22 protein-coding genes and 1 pseudogene are annotated in these 19,323 nt (G+C 69.9%); 13 read left to right on the top strand and 10 right to left on the bottom strand.

From position 1 onward, the window contains the following. The first annotated feature begins 9 nt into the window (after window positions 1–9). From M4V62_RS04795 to M4V62_RS04780, 4 genes are all read left to right on the top strand, one after another. Window positions 10–684 carry an urease accessory protein UreF gene (locus M4V62_RS04795; RefSeq protein WP_249585960.1) on the top strand — a complete coding sequence of 225 codons (675 nt, stop codon included), beginning with the start codon at window positions 10–12 and terminating at the stop codon, window positions 682–684. Between the two features lie 179 nt (window positions 685–863). Beyond that, window positions 864–1,547, top strand: a complete 684-nt coding sequence (gene ureG, locus M4V62_RS04790; protein WP_249585959.1) for an urease accessory protein UreG — start codon at window positions 864–866, stop codon at window positions 1,545–1,547. Then, entirely contained in the window at window positions 1,544–2,317 is a 774-nt protein-coding gene (locus tag M4V62_RS04785; RefSeq protein ID WP_249585958.1) for an urease accessory protein UreD, read from the top strand. Before ureG ends, M4V62_RS04785 begins: the two co-directional genes overlap by 4 nt. A 151-nt stretch (window positions 2,318–2,468) precedes the next feature. Continuing rightward, a complete protein-coding gene (locus M4V62_RS04780) occupies window positions 2,469–4,073 on the top strand; it encodes an alpha/beta hydrolase (RefSeq protein ID WP_249585957.1) in 1,605 nt (534 codons plus the stop codon). Between the two features lie 58 nt (window positions 4,074–4,131). On the opposite strand, the gene M4V62_RS04775 is transcribed toward M4V62_RS04780, so the two are convergent. After that, the gene (locus tag M4V62_RS04775; protein ID WP_249585956.1) at window positions 4,132–4,626 is read right to left on the bottom strand and encodes a YbaK/EbsC family protein; all 495 of its coding nucleotides are present in this window, start codon (window positions 4,624–4,626) and stop codon (window positions 4,132–4,134) included. Between the two features lie 23 nt (window positions 4,627–4,649). Next, the gene (locus tag M4V62_RS04770) at window positions 4,650–5,378 is read right to left on the bottom strand and encodes a lysophospholipid acyltransferase family protein (RefSeq protein WP_249585955.1); all 729 of its coding nucleotides are present in this window, start codon (window positions 5,376–5,378) and stop codon (window positions 4,650–4,652) included. A gap of 326 nt (window positions 5,379–5,704) precedes the next feature. Here M4V62_RS04770 and M4V62_RS04765 point away from each other — a divergent pair, with 326 nt between their 5' ends. After that, window positions 5,705–6,124, top strand: coding sequence for an SSI family serine proteinase inhibitor (locus M4V62_RS04765; protein WP_249585954.1), 420 nt, complete (start codon window positions 5,705–5,707; stop codon window positions 6,122–6,124). Between the two features lie 74 nt (window positions 6,125–6,198). Here the strand turns inward: M4V62_RS04765 and M4V62_RS04760 are convergent, their stop codons facing one another. From M4V62_RS04760 to M4V62_RS04740, 5 genes are all read right to left on the bottom strand, one after another. Then, the gene (locus tag M4V62_RS04760; protein ID WP_190078913.1) at window positions 6,199–6,360 is read right to left on the bottom strand and encodes a hypothetical protein; all 162 of its coding nucleotides are present in this window, start codon (window positions 6,358–6,360) and stop codon (window positions 6,199–6,201) included. An 85-nt stretch (window positions 6,361–6,445) separates the two neighbouring features. Further along, window positions 6,446–7,396 carry a cytochrome c oxidase assembly protein gene (locus M4V62_RS04755; RefSeq protein ID WP_249585953.1) on the bottom strand — a complete coding sequence of 317 codons (951 nt, stop codon included), beginning with the start codon at window positions 7,394–7,396 and terminating at the stop codon, window positions 6,446–6,448. A gap of 115 nt (window positions 7,397–7,511) precedes the next feature. Beyond that, the gene (locus M4V62_RS04750) at window positions 7,512–8,537 is read right to left on the bottom strand and encodes a 6-phosphofructokinase (RefSeq protein WP_249585952.1); all 1,026 of its coding nucleotides are present in this window, start codon (window positions 8,535–8,537) and stop codon (window positions 7,512–7,514) included. A 143-nt stretch (window positions 8,538–8,680) separates the two neighbouring features. Continuing rightward, window positions 8,681–9,409 carry a type 1 glutamine amidotransferase gene (locus M4V62_RS04745; RefSeq protein ID WP_249585951.1) on the bottom strand — a complete coding sequence of 243 codons (729 nt, stop codon included), beginning with the start codon at window positions 9,407–9,409 and terminating at the stop codon, window positions 8,681–8,683. Between the two features lie 40 nt (window positions 9,410–9,449). Continuing rightward, on the bottom strand, window positions 9,450–10,688 hold the full coding sequence (locus M4V62_RS04740) for a MurT ligase domain-containing protein (protein WP_249585950.1): 1,239 nt from the start codon (window positions 10,686–10,688) through the stop codon (window positions 9,450–9,452). Between the two features lie 142 nt (window positions 10,689–10,830). On the opposite strand from M4V62_RS04740, the gene def reads away from it, so the two are divergent. Continuing rightward, window positions 10,831–11,370: a peptide deformylase gene (gene def, locus M4V62_RS04735; protein WP_249585949.1), complete on the top strand. Its 540-nt coding sequence runs from the start codon at window positions 10,831–10,833 to the stop codon at window positions 11,368–11,370. A 21-nt stretch (window positions 11,371–11,391) separates the two neighbouring features. Here def and M4V62_RS04730 read toward each other — a convergent pair whose 3' ends face one another. Next, a complete protein-coding gene (locus M4V62_RS04730) occupies window positions 11,392–12,039 on the bottom strand; it encodes a TetR/AcrR family transcriptional regulator (RefSeq protein WP_249585948.1) in 648 nt (215 codons plus the stop codon). A gap of 167 nt (window positions 12,040–12,206) precedes the next feature. Between M4V62_RS04730 and M4V62_RS04725 the strand changes: the two genes are divergently transcribed. From M4V62_RS04725 to M4V62_RS04715, 3 genes and pseudogenes are all read left to right on the top strand, one after another. After that, the gene (locus M4V62_RS04725) at window positions 12,207–13,433 is read left to right on the top strand and encodes an acyl-CoA dehydrogenase family protein (protein ID WP_249585947.1); all 1,227 of its coding nucleotides are present in this window, start codon (window positions 12,207–12,209) and stop codon (window positions 13,431–13,433) included. Between the two features lie 141 nt (window positions 13,434–13,574). Beyond that, window positions 13,575–14,018: a MarR family winged helix-turn-helix transcriptional regulator gene (locus M4V62_RS04720; RefSeq protein WP_249585946.1), complete on the top strand. Its 444-nt coding sequence runs from the start codon at window positions 13,575–13,577 to the stop codon at window positions 14,016–14,018. Continuing rightward, window positions 14,015–14,926 (top strand): annotated as a pseudogene (locus tag M4V62_RS04715) (MFS transporter); the annotation flags it as partial. The gene M4V62_RS04720 and the pseudogene M4V62_RS04715, both read left to right, overlap by 4 nt. Before the next feature lie 93 nt (window positions 14,927–15,019). Here the strand turns inward: M4V62_RS04715 and M4V62_RS04710 are convergent. Further along, complete coding sequence (locus tag M4V62_RS04710) at window positions 15,020–16,291, bottom strand: integrase (protein WP_249585945.1); 1,272 nt, start codon at window positions 16,289–16,291, stop codon at window positions 15,020–15,022. 436 nt (window positions 16,292–16,727) lie between these two features. Beyond that, window positions 16,728–17,141, bottom strand: a complete 414-nt coding sequence (locus M4V62_RS04705) for a hypothetical protein (RefSeq protein WP_249585944.1) — start codon at window positions 17,139–17,141, stop codon at window positions 16,728–16,730. A gap of 199 nt (window positions 17,142–17,340) precedes the next feature. Here M4V62_RS04705 and M4V62_RS04700 point away from each other — a divergent pair, with 199 nt between their 5' ends. From M4V62_RS04700 to M4V62_RS04685, 4 genes are all read left to right on the top strand, one after another. After that, complete coding sequence (locus tag M4V62_RS04700; protein ID WP_249585943.1) at window positions 17,341–17,595, top strand: helix-turn-helix transcriptional regulator; 255 nt, start codon at window positions 17,341–17,343, stop codon at window positions 17,593–17,595. Between the two features lies 1 nt (window position 17,596). Beyond that, window positions 17,597–17,920, top strand: coding sequence for a helix-turn-helix domain-containing protein (locus tag M4V62_RS04695; RefSeq protein ID WP_249585942.1), 324 nt, complete (start codon window positions 17,597–17,599; stop codon window positions 17,918–17,920). A gap of 95 nt (window positions 17,921–18,015) precedes the next feature. Continuing rightward, the gene (locus tag M4V62_RS04690) at window positions 18,016–18,513 is read left to right on the top strand and encodes a hypothetical protein (protein WP_249585941.1); all 498 of its coding nucleotides are present in this window, start codon (window positions 18,016–18,018) and stop codon (window positions 18,511–18,513) included. Further along, window positions 18,510–19,322: a BRO family protein gene (locus M4V62_RS04685; RefSeq protein ID WP_249585940.1), complete on the top strand. Its 813-nt coding sequence runs from the start codon at window positions 18,510–18,512 to the stop codon at window positions 19,320–19,322. The genes M4V62_RS04690 and M4V62_RS04685 overlap by 4 nt, the downstream gene beginning before the upstream one ends. The last annotated feature ends 1 nt before the right edge of the window (window position 19,323 follow it).

Below are 19,323 nucleotides of genomic sequence, written 5' to 3'. Positions count from 1 at the left end.
GGCGCCGTCATGTCCAGTGCCGCACTACTCGTCCTGGCCGATGGCCGCTTTCCCGCCGGAGGGCACGCGCACTCCGGCGGGGCCGAGGAAGCCGTCAAGGCGGGGCGCATCACCGGTGGAGCCGACCTGGAGGAGTTCTGCCGGGGCCGCCTGCACACGACGGGGCTCGTGTCCGCCGCCCTTGCTGCGGCCGCCGCGCTCGGCATCGACCCGCTGGAGCTGGACGAGGCCGCCGACGCGCGGACACCCTCGGCCGCGCTGCGGGTCGCCGGGCGGCGGCTCGGGCGGCAGATGATGCGGGCCGCGCGATCGGCGTGGCCCGACCCCTCGCTGGACCAGCTGGCCGCCGCCCGGCCCAAGGGGGCGCACCAGCCGGTCGTGCTGGGTCTCGCCGCCCGCGCGGCGGGTCTGGGGGCACAGGACGCCGCGTACTGCTCCGCGTACGAGTGCGTCAGTGGGCCCGCGACGGCGACCGTGCGGTTGCTGAGCCTGGACCCCTTCGACGCGACGGGTGTCCTGGCCCGGCTCGCACCCGAGCTCGACCTCGTCGCCCGCGCTGCGGCGGACGCGGCGCGGGAGGCGCTGACCGACGGGGTCGACGCGCTGCCCGCGGCGTCCGCGCCGCTGCTCGAGGTGGGGGCCGAGGCACATGCTGCCTGGCCCGCGCGGTTGTTCGCCTCGTAGAGGGGCTCCGCGGACCCACACGAGCCGCCCCGCATGAGCCGCACCGCACGAGCCGCACCGCATGTGCCGCTCACGGGGCACGCCGCACGAGCCGCCCACGGGGCACGCTGCACGGGCCGAAAGAACTGAAGAACTACTGACGAACTACTGAAGAACTGCTGGACCATAGGAGTCGCACCATGCACCTCGATCACTCCCACGACGAATCCGCCGCCGTGAGCGCCGACGCCCACCGTCCCGACGGGCGCCGCCGCGCGCTGCGGATCGGGCTCGGCGGGCCCGTCGGATCCGGCAAGACCGCCACCGTCGCCGCGCTCTGCAAGGAGCTGCGGGCCGAGCTGTCCCTCGCCGTCGTCACGAACGACATCTACACCCGCGAGGATGCCGAGTTCCTGCTGCGCGAGGCCGTCCTGCCGCCCGAGCGGATCACCGCCGTGGAGACCGGCGCCTGCCCGCACACCGCGATCCGCGACGACATCTCCGCCAACCTGGAGGCCGTCGAGGACCTGGAGGACGAGGTCGGGCCGCTGGACCTGATCCTCGTCGAGTCCGGCGGGGACAACCTCACCGCCACCTTCTCCAAGGGGCTCGTCGACGCGCAGATCTTCGTCATCGACGTCGCGGGCGGCGACGACATCCCGCGCAAGGGCGGCCCCGGCGTCACCACCGCCGATCTGCTCGTCGTCAACAAGACCGACCTCGCCCCGTACGTCGGCTCCGACCTCGCAGGCATGGCCGCGGACGCCAAGGCCCAGCGCGGCGAACTCCCGGTCGTCTTCCAGTCGTTGAGGTCGGACGAGGGCGTCGGTCCCGTCGCCGCCTGGGTGCGGGCCCAGTACGCCGCCTGGACCGCGTCCGCATGACCGTGCACGCCGTCGCGGCATCCGGGGTGCGGGGCATCGCCCGTATCACCGCGCGAGGGAACGGGCGGGGCGGCACCGTCCTGCCCGTGCTCGACGGGGAGGGGCCGCTCGCCCCGCGCCGTACCCGGGCGGCCGGAGCGGGCGCCCAGGTCACCCTCGTCGGCGCGATGAGCGGCCCCCTCGGGGGCGATCACCTCACCGTCGAGGCCGCCGCCCACGACGGGGCCCGGCTGCAGATCGGTTCGGCCGCCGCCACGCTCGCCCTGCCGGGGCAGTCGAAGGAGGCGGCGCGCTACGACGTGCGCCTCACGGTCGGGGACGACGCGGAACTGCGCTGGCTGCCCGAGCAGTTGATCTCCGTGCGCGACAGCGAGCTGCGGGTCACCACGCGGGCCGAGCTCGCCGGGAGCGCGAGCCTCGTGCTGCGCGAGGAACAGGTGCTCGGGCGGACGGGCGAAGCCCCGGGGCGCCTGGCCAGCCGCCTCACGGTGCGCCGCGCGGGCCGGCTCCTCCTCGACCAGGAGCTCTCCTGCGGACCCGGAGCCCCCGGCGGGTGGGACGGCCCCGCTGTCCTCGCGGGGCATCGCGCGATCGGTCAACTCGTCGTCGTACGCCCACAATTCGAGCAGCACCGCCCCGAGCCCGCACTGCTCGGCGAGGCGGCCGCCCTCACCCCGCTCGCGGGCCCCGCCGTCCTCGTCACGGCCGTCGCCCCCGACGCGCTGCGGGTACGCCGCGTACTCGACGAGGCATTGCGCACTCTCACCTGAACAGGGGCATAACCGCTCAGCGGAGTTCCGTGCACCGTCTATCGGATTGGTAAAGAAACCCCTGCTCCGTCTGTCGCACTGAACCCTCCGACCGACAGGATCCTCCTACTGTTCGAAAATCGACAGGTAAATCGACAGGGGGAGGAACCAGTTGAGACGCACCACAGCATTCGGCGCAGCCGGCACGCTGATCACGGGCTCGCTCATAGCGGGCGCGATCTTGGCGCCCGTCGCCAATGCCGACGCTCGCCGGAGCGGCGGCAGCGCTGACGCCCGTCAGCGCACCAGCGCCGAGGCACGCGGTGTCGCGCTCGCGGCGCAGCGCGCCGCCAAGGCCGGCATCGACTGGCAGGCATGCCCTGCCGACTGGGGCCTGGACAAGGCGATCAAGTGCGGCTGGGTCACTGTCCCGCTCGACTACGCCAAGCCCAACGGCAAGAAGATCAAGCTCGCCGTGGACCGCATCGGCAGCACCGGGACGAAGAAGGAGCGCCAGGGCGCTCTTCTCTACAACCCGGGCGGCCCCGGCGCCTCAGGGCTCCGCTTCCCCAACCGCGTGGTCACCAAGGCACCGCTCTGGGAGAAGACGGCGAAGGCGTACGACTTCGTCGGCTTCGAGCCGCGCGGTGTCGGTCACTCGGCGCCCATCTCCTGTGTGGACCCGCAGGAGTTCGTCAAGGCACCCAAGCTCGACCCGGTGCCGGACTCCGAGGCGGACAAGCGCGCCCAGCGCAAGCTGGCCGCCGAGTACGCGGACGGCTGCGCCGAGCGCAGCGGCGAGATGCTGCCGCACATGACGACGCCGAACACCGCACGCGACCTGGACGTCATCCGGGCCGCGCTCGGCGAGAAGAAGCTGAACTTCCTCGGCGTCTCCTACGGCACCTACCTCGGCGCGGTCTACGGGACACTCTTCCCTTCGCACGTGCGCCGCATGGTCGTCGACTCGGTGGTCAACCCCTCGAAGGAGAAGATCTGGTACGAGGCCAACCTCGACCAGGACGTCGCCTTCGAGATCCGTCTCAAGGACTGGATGAAGTGGGTCGCCAAGTACGACGCCACCTTCCACCTCGGGGACACCGCGGACAAGGTCGCCAAGAACTGGGACAAGCTGCGTGCCGCCGCGAAGAAGGAGCCCCTGGGCGGAGTGGTCGGCCCCGCCGAGCTCATCGCCTACTTCCAGAGCGCTCCGTACTACGACTCCGCGTGGGTCGGGATCGCGACGAACTTCAGCAAGTACGTCGCCGGTGACGCCAAGCCGCTGATCGAGGCAGCCAGCCCCGACCTGTCGGACACCGCGGGCAACATCGCCTCGGAGAACGGCAACGCCGTCTACACGGCCGTCGAGTGCGCGGACGCCAAGTGGCCCACCAGCTGGAAGAAGTGGGACCGCGACAACACCCGCATCCACCGCGACAACCCGTTCATGACGTGGTCCAACGCCTGGATGAACCTGCCCTGCGCGACCTGGAAGAGCAAGCAGCACGAGCCGGTCGAGGTCAAGACCGGCAAGGGCCTGCCGCCCGTCCTGATCGCCCAGGCCACCCGCGACGCGGCCACCCCGTACGAGGGTGCCGTCGAGCTGCACAAGCGGTTCAAGGGCTCGCGTCTGATCACGGAGAAGGACGCCGGCTCGCACGGCATCACGAACCTGGTCAACCCGTGCCTCAACGACCGTGTCGAGGCCTACCTCCTGACCGGCAAGCTGGACAGCAAGGACGTGACGTGCGCGCCGCACGCCACGCCCAAGCCGTAGCCTTCTGCCGCTAGGCAGCTGAGCAAGGGGCGACCGGGGCCTCCCGGTCGCCCCTTCGCTATGCCGCTTCCTGCGCGATCGCGGCCCTGCGCGGCTCGGCGATCGCCTCGTAGTCCGCGGTCCGCAGCGCCAGCGAACGGTCCAGGCGCGCCGCGTTGAAGAACAGCTCGTCGTGGGCGAGCAGCGCCGGATCCACGACCAGTTCGAGCTCGGGGTCGAAGGAGAACGGCAGGATCGTGCCGCTCACGCTGCCCGCGAGCCGCTCGGCCGCTTCCTGCGTGGCGAACCCCGCGTACGTACCGCCCAGGAGCTGCTTGACGGCGTTCAGGTCGACGCGGCGGTCACCGGGCACCACCGCGAGGACGTACCGCTTCGTCTTCTTGCCGATCTTCACCATCACCACGATGCACTTGGCGGCCTGCTGGAGCGTGTTGCCCCGCAGCGCGCTCACCGCCTCCGTGGCGCCCTCCTCCTCGTGCTCGATGACGCGGTACGCCGCGCCCCGCTCGTCCAGCAGCCCGATCAGCTTGGTGTACAGGTTGTGTTCGCTCATGTGCAGGACCGTACGTCAGGACGTCAACTCAGCGGCATCCGGGGGAATTTCCGCCTGCTCGCGGCGGCGGCCCGCTCGGCCTCCTCCGCCTTCACGACAGCGGCGTACTTGTCGACGTACTCCTGCCCCGAGAGCCCGAGGATCGCGTACATGATCTCGTCCGTGACCGCACGCAGGACTGCCTTCTCGTTCTCCATGCCCGCGTAGCGCGAGAAGTCCAGCGGTGCGCCGAAGCGGATGGACACCTTCTGGAAGTTCGGCATCTTCTGTCCCGGCGGCTGCGCCTCGAACGTGCCGATCATCGCGCACGGGATCACCGGCACCTGCGCCTTGAGCGCCATCGCGGCGACGCCGACCTTCCCCTTGTAGAGGCGGCCGTCGTGCGAGCGCGTGCCCTCCGGGTAGATGCCGAGCAGCTCCCCCTTGCGCAGCACGCCGAGCCCCTCGCGGATCGCGGCCTGGCCCGCTTCCTTGCCGGTGCGGTCCACCGGGATCTGCCCGGCGCTGTGGAAGAACGCGGCCGTGAGGCGGCCCCTGATGCCGGGGCCCGTGAAGTACTCGGCCTTCGCGAGGAAGGTGATCCGCCGCTTGATGATGGCGGGCATCAGGAAGTGGTCCGAGAACGAGAGGTGATTGCCCGCCACGATCGCCGCGCCGGATTCCGGAATGTGCTCGAGCCCCTCGATGCGCGGCCGGAACATGAGCCGCAGCAGCGGCCCCAGGACGACGTACTTGAGCAGGTAGTAGAACACCCGTTGCTCCTTGACGTAGGTGGACCGGCCTGGGTGCTGCGTCGTCGCAGGTCACGGGTCCTCGCGTAGCGGTCAGTTTAGGTGCGACATCCCTGAGGGAGAAGGGAGCGAAGCCGGGTGGACACGGTCCCTTGGGCGACGGAAACGACGGACAGGACGCCATCCGGGCCCCGCGCCCTGCCATCCGGGCCCCGTTCCGGCCTCGTACGGGTGAGCGCCCGGCGTGTCGACCGGGCGGGCGGCGCGTGCGGGGGTGGCCTGGCGTCTCTTTGACGCAGTCCGACGCAGCTTTCCGACGCAGCACGTCACCGTCCCAGGAGGTCCCCATGAGGTCTCGTCCCACGTCCCGCCTGCGCCCGGTCGCGGCCATCGCCGTCGCGCTGATCTCCCTGGCCGCGGCCGCGCCCGCCCACGCGGCCGAAGGGACGGCTCCCCCCGCCCGGTCGAGCGGCATCTTCCTCACCGTCACCGGTCAGGACAACGCCTGGGTCCGCGGCGTGCTGCTGGACTGCGTGACCCGGCAGCCCGGACACCATCCGCACGCGGCAAAGGCCTGCGCGGCGATCGACAAGGCGCGCGGCGACTTCGACGCCCTGCCCGCGAAGTCGGGGATCTGCACCAAGCAGTACGCCCCGGTCACCGTGAGCGCGACGGGGGTCCACCGCGGCAAGCCGGTCAGCTGGAACAAGACGTACGGCAACGCCTGCGAGATGGGGTACGCGACGGGCGCCGTCTTCCGCTTCTGACAGGCTTCCGCCTTTGACGGGCTTTCGCTTCTGACAGGCCCGACGCGCTCCCCGGTGCCCTCGCGCGGCGCCCCTCAGGGGGTGCTGCGCGACAGCACCATCGCCAGTGTGAGCATCCCGATGACGACCCAGCCGAACCACAGCCAGCCGTTGCTCCCGAGCGCGACCGTGTACGCGGTCACCGCGACCAAGCCTCCGATGGTGAATACACCCATCGTCTTCGTAGAATCAGGCATCGCCCTGCCTCCTCCCGGCAGCCCCGACGCCTCGACGCCAAGACCGCGGCCTGAGACCATCCTGACCCGCGAAGACCCTTCGCCGCTAGCGGCCGCGCGCGGCCAGTGATGCCAGATAGGCGTTGTACGCCTCCAGCTCCTTGTCGCCGTCACGGTCCGCGGCCCGGTCCGTGCGCCGTGCCTGACGCTGTTCGGAGCGGTACCACTGGAAGAGCAGCGCGAGCAGCACGAGCACCGAAGGCACCTCGCTGAACGCCCAGGCGATGCCGCCCGCGGCGGTCTGATCGGCGAGTGCGTCGATGCCCAGGGAGGCGGGCGGGTTCTTGTACGTGCCCACCATCGGCTCGGACGCCATCATCAGCGCGATGCCGAAGAACGCGTGGAACGGCATGCCCGCGAACAGCTCCAGCATCCGCATGATGTATCCGGGCCGGTGCGGACCCGGGTCCACGCCCATGATCGGCCAGAAGAAGACCAGGCCGACCGCGAGGAAGTGCACCATCATCCCGATGTGGCCCACCTTGGACCCCATCAGGGTGTCGAAGAGCGGCGTGAAGTACAGCGCGTACAGGCTCGCGATGAACAGCGGGATGGTGAACGCGGGGTGCGTGATGATCCGCATGTAGCGGCTCTGCAGGATCCACAGCAGCCACTCGCGCGGGCCCTTGTGGCCGCGGGCCGCGACCGGCAGCGCGCGCAGGGCGAGGGTGATCGGAGCGCCCATCAGGATCAGGATCGGCGAGAGCATGCTGATGACCATGTGCTGCACCATGTGCACGCTGAACATGACCATGCCGTAGTCGTTCAGCTTGGTGCACATCACGAGCAGGATGGTCAGGACGCCCGCCACGAACGAGATGGTGCGGCCGACCGGCCACTTGTCACCGCGTCGTACGAGCCGGACCACGCCCCAGCCGTAGAGGCCGAGGGCCACCAGGGAGCCGATGAGGAAGAAGGGGTCGGCCGAGAGTTCGAGCCCGCGCCCCAGCGTGAACGGCGGCAGATCCATGTTCATGCCGTGCCCGCTGTGATCCATCCACTGGCTCCTGATTCGTGCGGTTGTGCGCTGTGTGTCCGCACCAGACTAGAACGGCCCCCGGACGCCGACGCGTCCGGGGGCCGTTCCTTCAGCCTTGAAACAGGGCCTGGCTCTAGAGAACGCACTCCGCCTCGGCGTAGCGCTCTTCCGGCACCGTCTTCAGCGTCTCGACGGCCTCGGCCAGCGGCACCATCGTGATGTCCGTGCCGCGCAGCGCCGTCATCTTGCCGAACTCGCCGCGGTGCACGGCCTCCACGGCGTGCCAGCCGAAACGGGTGGCGAGCACGCGGTCGTACGCGGTGGGGGTGCCGCCGCGCTGGACGTGCCCGAGGATCACCGGGCGCGCCTCCTTGCCCAGGCGCTGCTCCAGCTCGCCGGAGAGCCGCGTGGCGATGCCCGCGAACCGCTCGTGGCCGTACATGTCCTTGGCGCCCTCGTCGAAGTCCATCGTGCCCTCACGGGGCTTGGCGCCCTCGGCGGCCACGACGATCGCGAACTTCTTGCCCGCCGAGAACCGTTCGCCGACCTTCTGCGCCAGTTCCTCGATGTCGAAGGGCCGCTCCGGCACGACGATCGCGTGCGCGCCCGCGGCCATGCCCGAGTGCAGCGCGATCCAGCCGGTGTGCCGGCCCATGACCTCGACGATCAGGACCCGCTGGTGCGACTCGGCGGTCGTCTTGAGGCGGTCGAGGGCCTCGGTCGCCACGCCGACCGCGGTGTCGAAGCCGAAGGTGACGTCGGTGACCGCGATGTCGTTGTCGATCGTCTTGGGCACTCCGACGATCGGCAGACCCGCGTCCGACAGGAGCCGGGCCGCCTTCAGGGTGCCTTCGCCGCCGATCGGGATGACCGCGTCGAGGCCCAGGTCGGCGAGGTGGCCCTTGGCCCGCTCGACGCCGTCGCGCAGATGCGCGGGCTGGACCCGGGACGAGCCCAGAATCGTTCCGCCACGCGCCAGAATGCCGCCCACCGCGTCCAGGTCGAGCTTGCGGTAGTCGCATTCGAGCAGGCCGCGCCAGCCGTCGTGGAAGCCGATGACCTCGTCGCCGTGGTCGACGACGGCGCGGTGCACGACCGAACGGATGACGGCATTCAGACCGGGGCAGTCGCCGCCGGAGGTGAGGACACCAATGCGCATAGCCCGGGAAACCTTTGCAACGTGGGCCGAAGTCCGGACCACGTCGTCCGGCTGGAACCCCGCCACCCTATAGGCGTCAGGGGGCGGGGCCGCACCGGGCGTCCGACTGCTGGACGGTGCCGCTCACCTGTGCGGCACGGGCTTCAGGCGGGCTGCTGCGCCGCGTTCATGCGCTCGGCGCGCAGCGCCTCGTACCAGCGGTCGTCCGTCGGCGGCAGCGCGTTCACGTCGAGGGCCAGCTTCAGGAGCAGGTCCGCGATCAGCGGGTTGCGGGCGAGGACGGGGCCGTGCATGTACGTGCCGAAGACGGTGCCGTTGTACGCGCCCTCGGTGCCGTCGCCCGTGCCGTTGCCCCGGCCCAGCGAGACGCGGGCGAAGGGGCGCGCGGACGGGCCGATGTGCGTGATGCCCTGGTGGTTCTCGAAGCCGGTCAGCGGGGGCAGGCCCAGCTGCGGGTCGATGTCGCCCAGGACGTCGCCGACGCACCGGTCGCCCTCGCCGCGGGTGGAGATCACGTCGAGCAGGCCGAGGCCCGGCTCGCGCTGGCCGAGGTCGTTGATGAACTCCTGGCCCAGGATCTGGTAGCCCGCGCACACCGAGAAGACGATCGCGCCGTTGCCGACGGCACGCTGGAGTCCGCCGTCGCGGCGAAGGCGCTCGGCCGCCAGGCGCTGCGGACGGTCCTCGCCGCCGCCGATCAGGTAGATGTCGCCGGAGGTGGGCACCGGCTGGTCGCTGCGCACGTCGTAGCGCTCGACCTGGAGGCCGCGCTGGTGGGCGCGGCGCTCCACGACCAGGGCGTTGCCCTGGTCTCCGTACGTGCTGAGCAGGTCGGGGTAGACCCACACCAGCCGCAGGCTGTTGTCGCTCATGCTCATTCGTCCCTACGAGGGTCTAGAGGGTCCGGTGGTCTCAGTTGCCGACGCGGCGGCGCAGGTCCTGGAACGCGGTGTAGTTCGCGATCGTCTCGATCCGTCCGGGCGGCGCGAGCTGCACGGCCTCGTCGAGGGACTCGCAGACCCGGAAGTCCAGGCCCGCGACCTCAAGACGCACGGCGAGGTCCAGCTTGCGGTCGCCGAGCACGAAGATCGGGTGACCGGCGAGGCGGGTGTAGTCGACGTCCCACAGCCAGGAGGTGTCGGTGCCGTCGGCGCCACGGGCGTTCACGGAGAGCACCACCGGGGTGGGCGGCGGGTCGATCAGCGAGAACGTCTCGAGCCAGCCCGCGGGGTTCTTCGCGAGCAGCAGCCGCAGGTCGCGGCCCTGGAACTGCACGACGTCATAGCGTCCCGCGACGGCCTGCACCTGGTACATCCGCTCCAGGGCGACCTGCGGCGGCACGCCGAAGACGGCGGCGACGGCGGCCGACGTGGTCGCGTTCGCCTTGTTCGCCCGGCCCGGCAGCTGCAGATGGATCGGCCAGGCCGAGCCGTGCGGGTCAAGGACGTGGTCGCCGGAGAGTACCCAGCTCGGCGCGGGGCGCCGGAAGCCGCACTCACCGCAGAACCAGTCGTCCCCGGGGCGCTGCATCACACCGCCGCAGGAGGGGCACGACCAGGCGTCGTCCTTCCACTCCTGGCCCGCGGCCACCCACACCACGTTCGGCGACGAGGAAGCCGCCCAGACGACCAGCGGGTCGTCCGCGTTCGCGATCACGACCGCCTTGGAGCCCGCCAGTCCCTCGCGCCAGGCCTCCGCCATCATGCGGGTCTCCGCGGCGCGGTCCAGCTGGTCGCGCGAGAGGTTGAGCAGCGCGATCGCCTTGGGCTCCACATCACGGGCCACGCCGGCGAGGTACTTCTCGTCGACCTCGATCACGCCGAACCTGGCGTCCGAACCGCCCGCGAGGGCCGAGGTGATTCCCGCCGGCATGTTCGCGCCAAGGGCGTTCGACACCACGGGCCCGCTGGCGCGCAGCGCCTCCGCGAGCAGCCGGGTCGTGGTCGTCTTGCCGTTCGTGGCGGAGACGAGCACCACGTCCAGGTGCGTGGCCAGACGCCCGAGCAGGTCGGGGTCGAGCTTGAGCGATACGCGGCCGCCGATCACCGATCCGCTGCCGCGGCCCGCCGCGCGCGATACCGCCGCGGCCGCCTTGCCCGCCGTCACGGCCAGCTTGGCCCGCGGCGACAGCGGGTCCGTGTTGCCTGCCATCAGTTCTGGATCCTCCTTGCGTACGGCGCCGCGTCTGCCCCCGGCAACGCGATGAACCTCAGCCTATCGAGATCCATTGTCAAGGCCGAACCGCGGCACCACCCCGACCCCGGGGCTTTCCAAGGACCGTACCCTTGCGGCCATGCGAAGCGGCTCGATCCCGGGCGCCTCAGGGCGCGTACGACCCCTGACCCTGCTCGGTGATCCCGTGCTGCACAAGGCCTGTGAGGAGGTCACCGACTTCGGCCCCGAACTGGCCGGGCTCATCGAGGACATGTACGCCACGATGTACGCCGCCCAGGGAGTGGGCCTGGCGGCCAACCAGATCGGCGTGAACCAGCGGGTCTTCGTGTACGACTGCCCGGACGACGACGATGTGCGCCATCTCGGGTACGTGGTGAACCCGCGCCTGGTGGAGGCGGACGGCATCGTCGTGCGCGGCCCGGAGGGCTGTCTCTCGCTGCCGGGCCTGGAAGCGAGCACCCCGCGCTTCGACCACGCCGTGGTGCAGGGGGTCGACGCGCTCGGTGAGCCGGTGCGGGTGCATGGGACCGGCTGGTTCGCGCGCTGCCTCCAGCACGAGTGCGACCACCTGGAGGGCGGCGTGTACACCGATCACGTCACGGGCTGGCGGCGGCGCAGGGTGCTGCGGGCCGCCGCCAAGGCGCCCTGGCACGGCTGACCTTCGGCGGCCCGCCGGTCCTCAGAAGCCGGGGCCGCCGATGCGGTTGCCCGCCGCGGCGAGCCGTCCCCACAGCAGGTCGGCCAGGCTGCTGACCAACTCCGCGCGCGGGCACGGCCGTTCGCCGAGCCACCAGTCGCCTGCCGCGTGCATCATGCCGACGATGCCGTGGCCCCACACGCGCGCGAGCTGCGCGCTGCCGGGGCCGAGGTCGACCCGCTCCTCGATGACCTGCGCGAGCTCCTCGCCCATGCGGCGAAGGACGGGGGCGGAGTGGAGCCCCACGTCGAAGCCGCCCTCACCGGGTGCGGCGCCGTCCGAGGGGTGCATGAGGAAGCGGTACACCTGCGGGCGGGCCTCGATCGCCGCGAGGTAGGTGTCGAGGGTCTGCTCGACCCGCTCCCTGCGCTCGGCCGGGGCGTCCAGGGCGGCGCGCAGCGATTCGAGGAGCGCGTCCGTGTGCCGCTTGGCGAGCGCGGCGTACAGTCCGCCCTTGTCGCCGAAGTGCCGGTAGAGGATCGGCTTGGTGATGCCCGCCTCGGCGGCGATGGCGTTCATCGAGGCGCCGGGCCCGTCACGAAGCACCACCCGGTCCGCGGCCTCGAGGAGCTCGCGCCGCCGGCGCTCGGCAGACCGCTGCTGATCGGTCTGCTGTGTGGTGGTCTCCATAGCGTTTCTCTCCCCGCCCGTGCGATTGCGCCCCGCACGCGCAACGTAACACCCCGAGCGGTGCGCCCATCGAACGGGCGGCCGGGAGTTGACATCGGCTACCGGCCGGTAACAGACTCCAGTTACCGCAAGTAACGTACGTCTTCACCGCAGGTCCTGGAGGGGTCATGGCCGAGTTCACCATGGAGCTCAACGACGAACAGAAGGAGGTCCGGGACTGGCTCCACGGGTTCGCCGCTGATGTGATCCGTCCGGCGGCCGCCGAGTGGGACGAGCGCGAGGAGACCCCGTGGCCGATCATCCAGGAGGCCTCGAAGCTGGGGATCTACTCCCTGGACTTCTACGCCCAGCAGTTCTTCGACCCCACCGGCCTCGGCATCCCGATGGCGACCGAGGAGATCTTCTGGGGTGACGCGGGCATCGGCCTGTCCATCATGGGCACGGGCCTGGCCGCCGTGGGCGTCCTCGCCAACGGCACCGAGGAGCAGATCGGCACCTGGATCCCGCAGATGTACGGCGACGTGAACGACGTCAAGGTCGCCGCCTTCTGCTCCTCCGAGCCCGACGCGGGCTCCGACGTGGCGGCGATGCGCACCCGCGCCGTCTATGACGCGGCCAAGGACGAATGGGTGCTCAACGGCACGAAGACCTGGGCCACCAACGGCGGCATAGCCAACGTCCACGTCGTCGTCGCGGTCGTCGACGCGGAGCTCGGTTCCAAGGGCCACGCCTCCTTCATCGTCCCGCCGAACACCCCCGGCCTCTCCCAGGGCCAGAAGTTCAAGAAGCACGGCATCCGCGCCTCGCACACCGCCGAGGTCGTCCTGGAGGACGTCCGCGTTCCTGGTCACTGCCTGCTCGGCGGCAAGGAGAAGCTCGACGAGCGCCTCGCCCGCGCCCGTGAGCGCGCCAAGACCGGCGGCGAGCGCGTGAAGAACGCCGCGATGGCCACCTTCGAGGCGTCGCGCCCGGCCGTCGGCGCGATGGCCGTGGGCACGGCGCGTGCCGCCTACGAGGAGGCCCTCGAGTACGCCAAGACGCGTACGCAGTTCGGTCGCCCGATCATCGACAACCAGGGCATCGCCTTCCAGCTCGCCGACATGCGTACGCAGATCGACGCGGCCCGTCTGCTCGTCTGGCGCGCCTCGTGGATGGCGAGCACGGGCAAGAAGTTCGAGTCGGCCGAGGGCTCCATGTCGAAGCTGTACGCGAGCGAGGTCGCCAAGAAGGTCACCGCGCAGGCGGTGCAGATCCTGGGCGGCAACGGCTTCACGCGTGAGTACCCGGTGGAGCGCATGCACCGTGACGCCGCCATCTACACGATCTTCGAGGGTACGAGCGAGATCCAGCGTCTGGTGATCGCGCGTACGTTGTCGGGGATGCCGATCCGCTAGCGCGCCTGTCGTACGCACAGCATCCGCCCCTGTCGCACCTGCGGCAGGGGCGGTTTTCGTGTGCGGCCCTGCTGGCTGCCTCCCTCGGGGATAGGCAGGCAGACTTGCAAGGTTACCTGTCTATCTCCTACGGTGGCGTGCATGAGCACACCCTCTGACGACGCGGATCCCGAGCGGATCGCCGCCGATCTGTCGAACGTCGTCCGGCGGCTCGTGCGGCGCCTGCGCGGCGTGACACCGGCGACCGGACTCAGCCCCACACAGCGTTCCGTGCTCGCCCGCCTCGACCACGCGGGCCCCGCCACCACCGCGAGCCTGGCCCGCGAGGAACTCGTCCGGCCCCAGTCCATGCGGCTGACCGTGGGCGCCCTGGAGGAGATGGGGCTCGTCGAGCGGGCCCCCGATCCCGACGACGGGCGGCAGTCCGTCGTCTCCGTGACCGATCAGGGGCATCGCACCCTCACCGAGATGCGGGCCGCCAAGCACGACTGGCTCTCGACGGTCCTCGCCGACGGGCTCGACCCGGCGGAGCGCCGCCAACTGGCCGATGCCATCGTGCTGTTGGAGCGGTTGGTGCAGAAGTGAGGACGGAGCAGGACGCCCCGGCCCGCCCGGCGGCGGGCGAGCGTCCCGCCTTCGGGGCACGGCTCACCGCGCCCCTCCTGCTCGGCTCGCTGCTCAACCCGCTCAACACCACGATGATCTCCACCGCCCTGGTGGCGATCGGGCACGACTTCGGGATCGGCGCCGCCGACACCGCCTGGCTCGTGTCCGTCCTCTACCTCGCGAGCGCCGTCTCCCAGCCGGTGCTCGGCAAGCTCGCCGACACCATCGGGCCGCGCCGGGTCTTCCTCGGCGGGCTCGTGGTCGTCGTCGCCTCCGGGCTCGTCGGCGCGCTCGCCCCGGGCTTCGGCTGGCTGCTCGTCTCCCGGCTGCTCCTGGGCATCGGCACCTCCGCCGCCTACCCCGCCGCCATGGCCGTCCTGCGCGACGAATCACGCAGGCTCGGCAGCCCGACCCCGCGCACCGTCCTCGGCAGGCTTTCCTTCGCCGCGCTCGGCAGCGCGGCCGTCGGACCGACGCTCGGCGGACTCCTCGTCGCGACCGCCGGATGGCGCGGCATCTTCGCCGTCAACGTCCCCGTCGCACTCCTCGCGTACGGCGCGGCGCTCCGCTGGATACCCGCGGACCCGCCGCGCGGGGAGCGGTCGGGCAAGAGCGCGGCGGGCGGCCTCGACCCGCTCGGCACCCTGCTCTTCACCGGCGCGCTGACCTGCCTCGTCTTCTTCCTGCTCGACCTGGCGCACCCCCTGTGGTGGCTGCTCGCCCCCGTGGCGGCGCTGTCCGCCGTGCTGACCTGGTGGCAGCTGCGCCACCCGCACCCCTTCATCGACCTGCGCATGCTCGGCCGCAACCACGCCCTGGCCCGCACCTACCTGCGGCACGGCCTGAGCTACCTCGTCGTGTACTGCGTGATGTACGGCATTCCGCAGAAGAAGGGTCCTGCGTGGTCCTGACCTGAACTTCCCTTGATCGAAAACCCCTTGATGGGAGACGACTGGGAGACGGTCAGGACTTCATCGGCCTCAGCTACCACTCCCACCACCCTGCTCCCTCTCCCAGCGATTCTGCAACAGCTTCACAATCTGCCGTTCCATCGCGGGAGTCGCACTGCGGTACACCCCGCGGACGCCCTGGATGAGATGCCCCAGCCGCTCCTCGATCGCCACGTCCGCGGCGCCGTCCTCCTCAAGATGCGGGCCGTGCGCATGCCGCACCAGGTGGATTCGCTTCTTCCTGAACGACTCCACCGGCTCAAGCTTCGGCCGCGCCCAGCGGCCCACACGCTCATCGAAGCCATCCCTGACCGGCTTCCAGTAGAAGGTGTTGAAGTCCGTCTGCAGCAGAGCGCCGCCTCCCATCGCCGGGAACACCCACTCCGAGTCGTGTGACGCCAGCAGCTGCCGGTGCAACTCGGCCAGGAACGGCGGGATCACCAGGGTGCGCTCGCTCCCGTACTTCGGCAGGGCGAGGGTCGGGATGCCCTTCTCCTCAGGATTCTCTGCATCCTTCACGTACTTGTGCTGCCACTGCACACGGATCACCGGCATCGGATCCTTGCCGCAGTACCGCTTCAGAGCCGTCTCCCGGCGCTGCTTGTCGTCGTCGCACTCCGGCCAGTTCGGGCCCACGAACTCCCGGCGCAGGCCGTACATCTCGCCGAGCCGCATCCCCGTGTACGCCTTCGTCAGCATGAACACGTAGCCGGTGAAGCCCCAGACTGCTTGCGCGTTCTCGGCGAGGTGATGGAGGTCCGCCGTCGGAACCTCTTCCTTCTCCTCCTTGACGGGCCGGACGTAGCGTCCGCGGCGCCGGCTCTCGTTCGGCACGGGTGTCTCAGGGATGAGCGGCGGCCGGTGATTGGCGGCGTCGGTCATCAGCGTTCCGAACAGGGTCCGCAGGCTGTTGACGTAGTTCACCGAGTAGCGCGCCCGCAGGCGTTTGACCCACGCGTTGTACCGGAGCGTGGTGATCTCGTTGACCGGCGTCGAGCCCCACTCGGGCAGCAGCTGCGCCCGGAGCAGCTTCAGATAGTGGTAATCGGTGCCAGGGTCCACGTCCAGGGACTTCAGCCACAGGGTGGCCCAGTCCTTGAAGAGCACCTTGCCGTCGGCGCGGGCGATGTAGCGGCCGTTGCGCGCCTCCGACTCCCGGTCGAGGCCGTAGTTGTACGCCTCTTCCTCAGTCCACTCGACGCTGGACTTGCTGTCGTACAGCTTCTTGCCGGTGCCAGGATCGGTCTTACCGGTCTCCCAGCGGACCCTGCAGCTGTTTCCCCGCCACTCGATCCACGGCACGTGATCCCCCTTGGCTGTTCGCCCGCGGTATCCCGGCAGGTACCCCTACCGCCAGGACGTCCGCAGCCGACTGATCAGGCGCCTTCGCTCATGTAGCAGCTCTGGCACTTATCGCAGTCGCCTCCACTGCGTCTCACGATCTCGCGCATCCTGCGGTGCCCATCGGCATCCTTCGCGATCTCGGGAGGCGCCACGCAAACCATCTTCCCATCGACCGCCCCGGCCCACCCTGAAAACTCAGGACCAAGGTCAGCTATGAGCAAGGTGCTCTGCATAACGGTTCCCCCTCTCGGGACTACGGGGAACCCCCAAGGTGATGCTCAAACCCTGCCATGTTACGGGCCAGTTGGGACCACACGGGACCAAAGTGATCTGTGGGTAACCGGTAACAAAACCGAGAAAGCAAATGGTTGTACGGCTTTCGGGTGAACTTCGGCTACAAAACGCCCCGTTCGCGGAGCTCCACCAGTACGCGCTCGTTCAGGGCCAGGATCTCATCGGCCGTCAGGGAGCCCTTCGTGGCGATGGCGGCGGACTGGACCGCATCACCCACCGCGCGCTCCAGAGCGGACTTGGGGATCTTCGCGATATGGCCGTCGGCGCCGTCGTCGGGCTCGTTGATGATCGGGTCCTCGCCGTCAAGGATGCGCTGGCAGCTTCTGACCGCCCAGTGGAGCGCCTTTTCGATGCCCGTGTATGTGGTGGGCCTGACATTCAGGCCTGCCTCTACGCGCTTCCAGGTGTCCTTGCTCATGCTGGCGAGTTTCGCTGCCGGCTCGATGCCGAGGCGTAGCTCTTTGCGGCGCGCCTCGACGAGCTTCGCAAGGCGCGCAAGGTCAGGTGTGGCCATGGGTCCATCCTGCCAGGACCCGCTAGGACCAGCTACAAGCAGGGCCCACTGAGTCCGGAACCTGTGGGGTCAAAGTCCGGAGGGGTGTGCTTTCGCGTGCCCCCGTGTGCGCCCTCGGGTGCCCCCTCGTTGAGGATTGTCCGCTATCTAGCGCGAGAAACCGCTAGACATAGCCGCTAACTCCCGCTAGCTTCGATGCATGGAACAACCCCTCCCCACCTACCAGGTGAACGGGGCGGAAATCCGCAAGCTCCGCATGCAGGCAGGGCTGAGCACAGCCGAGTTGGCAGAGCGCGCACAGATCAGCCGTCGCTATCTGAACCACCTCGAAAACGGCTACCGCACCCGCATGAGACCGACCGCACACTCCCGGCTCCGCGCAGCACTCGATCTACGGGCCGACTCCACGCAACTGCTCCTCGAACCCCCCGAGGGGCCCTCAGAGAAGAGGTGACATGTCTCCCCGAAACACTCCCCCCACCGCCCTCGAGGCCTTTTACACCGTCCGCGAAGCGGCAAGGAAGCTCGGCTTCAACAAGCCGGACAACCCTGACGAAGAGCTGCTGGACGAGGCCGAAGACACCGGGACGAGGCAAGCCGGCGAGCGCTGGCTCCGCGACGGCGTCAACCGAACCCCCGACAAGGGGCCGCGGTTTCCTCACCACCGGCTCGGTCGCCGCCTGATGTTCAGCGAGTCCGACCTTGCCGAAATCGCCGCCATGCACCGCAACGCCCCCACGCGTTCCGGTCGGCCGCGCAGGCACCGGTCCGCCGCCTAGATCGGCATGCGGCCCCAACCGCCGGGGGCTACCGGCAGCCAGGGCCTCTGAGGAACTCCCTCACCTGCACTTACCTGCAAGAGAAAGGGCACCCCGTGTCCCAATCATCACAGACGCCAGAGCGTGAGGCCGAGCGCCTCAAGATCGAGCGTGACGAGATCGCCGACGCTGCGAAGCGTGTGTCCGCCTCGCTGCAGATCTTCATGGACGACACCACCGATCCGGGAACCGAGGCGCTGGGAGCGCAGTACGAGCTGTCCCGGCTCCTGGCGAAGCTGGAGATCGACGGCCAGGTGGTCGGCGATTCCGAGTACCTGTCGCGCTTCTCCGTCATTCCGTCAGAGGTTCACCGCTTCCTGTCGACGCGCCTCGCCGAGGACGTCCACCTGCGCTACCAGCAGGCCGTCGGCGGGCGAGCGGTCGAGGAGGCGGCGAAGGATCTGCGCATGGCTGCGGCAAGCCTGGAGGTGCACAGCGAGCAGGTAACGCCTCTCGAGTACCGCAACGCCGCTGACGAGATCGACCCGCTGAAGGGCGGCGGCCCGTTCCCGTCCACCCTGATCCGCTTCGGCGAGACGGGCGGTGCGCGATGACGACGCCTCTCGTCTTCACCTTCCCGGAGACCGCGCAGCACGTGCGGTCCGTGATGATCGACGCAAAGCCCTGGTGGCTCGCGACAGACGTCTGCGCGGTGCTGTCCATCAGCAACGTCGGCAATGCCCTCTCCCGCGTGGATGAGGCCGACAAGAGTTCCATCCGTATCGCGGATGGAACTCCAGGCAACCCCAACAAGGCCATCGTCAACGAGTCCGGCCTGTACGACTTGGTCCTCGACAGCCGCAAGCCCGAGGCTCGCGCCTTCCGGCGCTGGATCACGGATGAGGTCGTCCCCTCTCTCCGCCAGACCGGCTCGTACTCAGTGGAGCCCGCCGCCCCGGCTCTTCCGCAGGACTACGAGGAGGCGCTGGTCGCTCTCCTCGGCCAGGTGCGGGAGACGAAGGCGCTGACGGCGAAGGTCGCGGAGCTGGAGCCCGCAGCCACGTCGTGGAACGTCCTTGCCTCTACCGAGGGCGACTTCGCGGTGGGTGACGCGGCGAAGATCCTGTCCCGCGACCCGCAGATCATGCTGGGCCGGAACCGCCTGTTCACCGTGCTGGCCGACTACCGGTGGACGTACCGCCAGGTCAGCGACAACCGGGTGCGGGCGATGCAGACGGCGATCGAAACGGGGCGCCTGTCGGAGATCCCGATGTCGCACTACCACCCTCGATCAGGCGAGTTGGTGCTGGACGCCCCGCAGCTGCGGGTGACGACGAAGGGCCTGCACGAGCTGCACAAGCGGCTCGGAGGTACGGCCGCCGTGCAGATCCCGTCGGTCCCGGTTCAGGGAGGCACGTCGTGAT

It is taken from the genome of Streptomyces durmitorensis (assembly GCF_023498005.1).
In the GTDB taxonomy this organism is placed as follows: Bacteria; Actinomycetota; Actinomycetes; order Streptomycetales; family Streptomycetaceae; genus Streptomyces; species Streptomyces durmitorensis.
This window is presented reverse-complemented; position numbering and strand designations above follow the sequence as displayed.

What these genes read in the sequence shown, in the direction of transcription:
- def (WP_249585949.1), top strand. Translation starts at nt 10,831, where the DNA reads ATGCGAAGCGGCTCGATCCCGGGCGCCTCAGGGCGCGTACGACCCCTG.
- M4V62_RS04720 (WP_249585946.1), top strand. Translation starts at nt 13,575, where the DNA reads ATGAGCACACCCTCTGACGACGCGGATCCCGAGCGGATCGCCGCCGAT.
- M4V62_RS04745 (WP_249585951.1), bottom strand. Translation starts at nt 9,409, where the DNA reads ATGAGCGACAACAGCCTGCGGCTGGTGTGGGTCTACCCCGACCTGCTC.
- M4V62_RS04750 (WP_249585952.1), bottom strand. Translation starts at nt 8,537, where the DNA reads ATGCGCATTGGTGTCCTCACCTCCGGCGGCGACTGCCCCGGTCTGAAT.
- M4V62_RS04685 (WP_249585940.1), top strand. Translation starts at nt 18,510, where the DNA reads ATGACGACGCCTCTCGTCTTCACCTTCCCGGAGACCGCGCAGCACGTG.
- M4V62_RS04730 (WP_249585948.1), bottom strand. Translation starts at nt 12,039, where the DNA reads ATGGAGACCACCACACAGCAGACCGATCAGCAGCGGTCTGCCGAGCGC.
- M4V62_RS04705 (WP_249585944.1), bottom strand. Translation starts at nt 17,141, where the DNA reads ATGGCCACACCTGACCTTGCGCGCCTTGCGAAGCTCGTCGAGGCGCGC.
- M4V62_RS04765 (WP_249585954.1), top strand. Translation starts at nt 5,705, where the DNA reads ATGAGGTCTCGTCCCACGTCCCGCCTGCGCCCGGTCGCGGCCATCGCC.
- M4V62_RS04700 (WP_249585943.1), top strand. Translation starts at nt 17,341, where the DNA reads ATGGAACAACCCCTCCCCACCTACCAGGTGAACGGGGCGGAAATCCGC.
- M4V62_RS04740 (WP_249585950.1), bottom strand. Translation starts at nt 10,688, where the DNA reads ATGGCAGGCAACACGGACCCGCTGTCGCCGCGGGCCAAGCTGGCCGTG.
- M4V62_RS04725 (WP_249585947.1), top strand. Translation starts at nt 12,207, where the DNA reads ATGGCCGAGTTCACCATGGAGCTCAACGACGAACAGAAGGAGGTCCGG.
- M4V62_RS04775 (WP_249585956.1), bottom strand. Translation starts at nt 4,626, where the DNA reads ATGAGCGAACACAACCTGTACACCAAGCTGATCGGGCTGCTGGACGAG.
- M4V62_RS04760 (WP_190078913.1), bottom strand. Translation starts at nt 6,360, where the DNA reads ATGCCTGATTCTACGAAGACGATGGGTGTATTCACCATCGGAGGCTTG.
- M4V62_RS04695 (WP_249585942.1), top strand. Translation starts at nt 17,597, where the DNA reads ATGTCTCCCCGAAACACTCCCCCCACCGCCCTCGAGGCCTTTTACACC.
- ureG (WP_249585959.1), top strand. Translation starts at nt 864, where the DNA reads ATGCACCTCGATCACTCCCACGACGAATCCGCCGCCGTGAGCGCCGAC.
- M4V62_RS04785 (WP_249585958.1), top strand. Translation starts at nt 1,544, where the DNA reads ATGACCGTGCACGCCGTCGCGGCATCCGGGGTGCGGGGCATCGCCCGT.
- M4V62_RS04755 (WP_249585953.1), bottom strand. Translation starts at nt 7,396, where the DNA reads ATGGATCACAGCGGGCACGGCATGAACATGGATCTGCCGCCGTTCACG.
- M4V62_RS04795 (WP_249585960.1), top strand. Translation starts at nt 10, where the DNA reads ATGTCCAGTGCCGCACTACTCGTCCTGGCCGATGGCCGCTTTCCCGCC.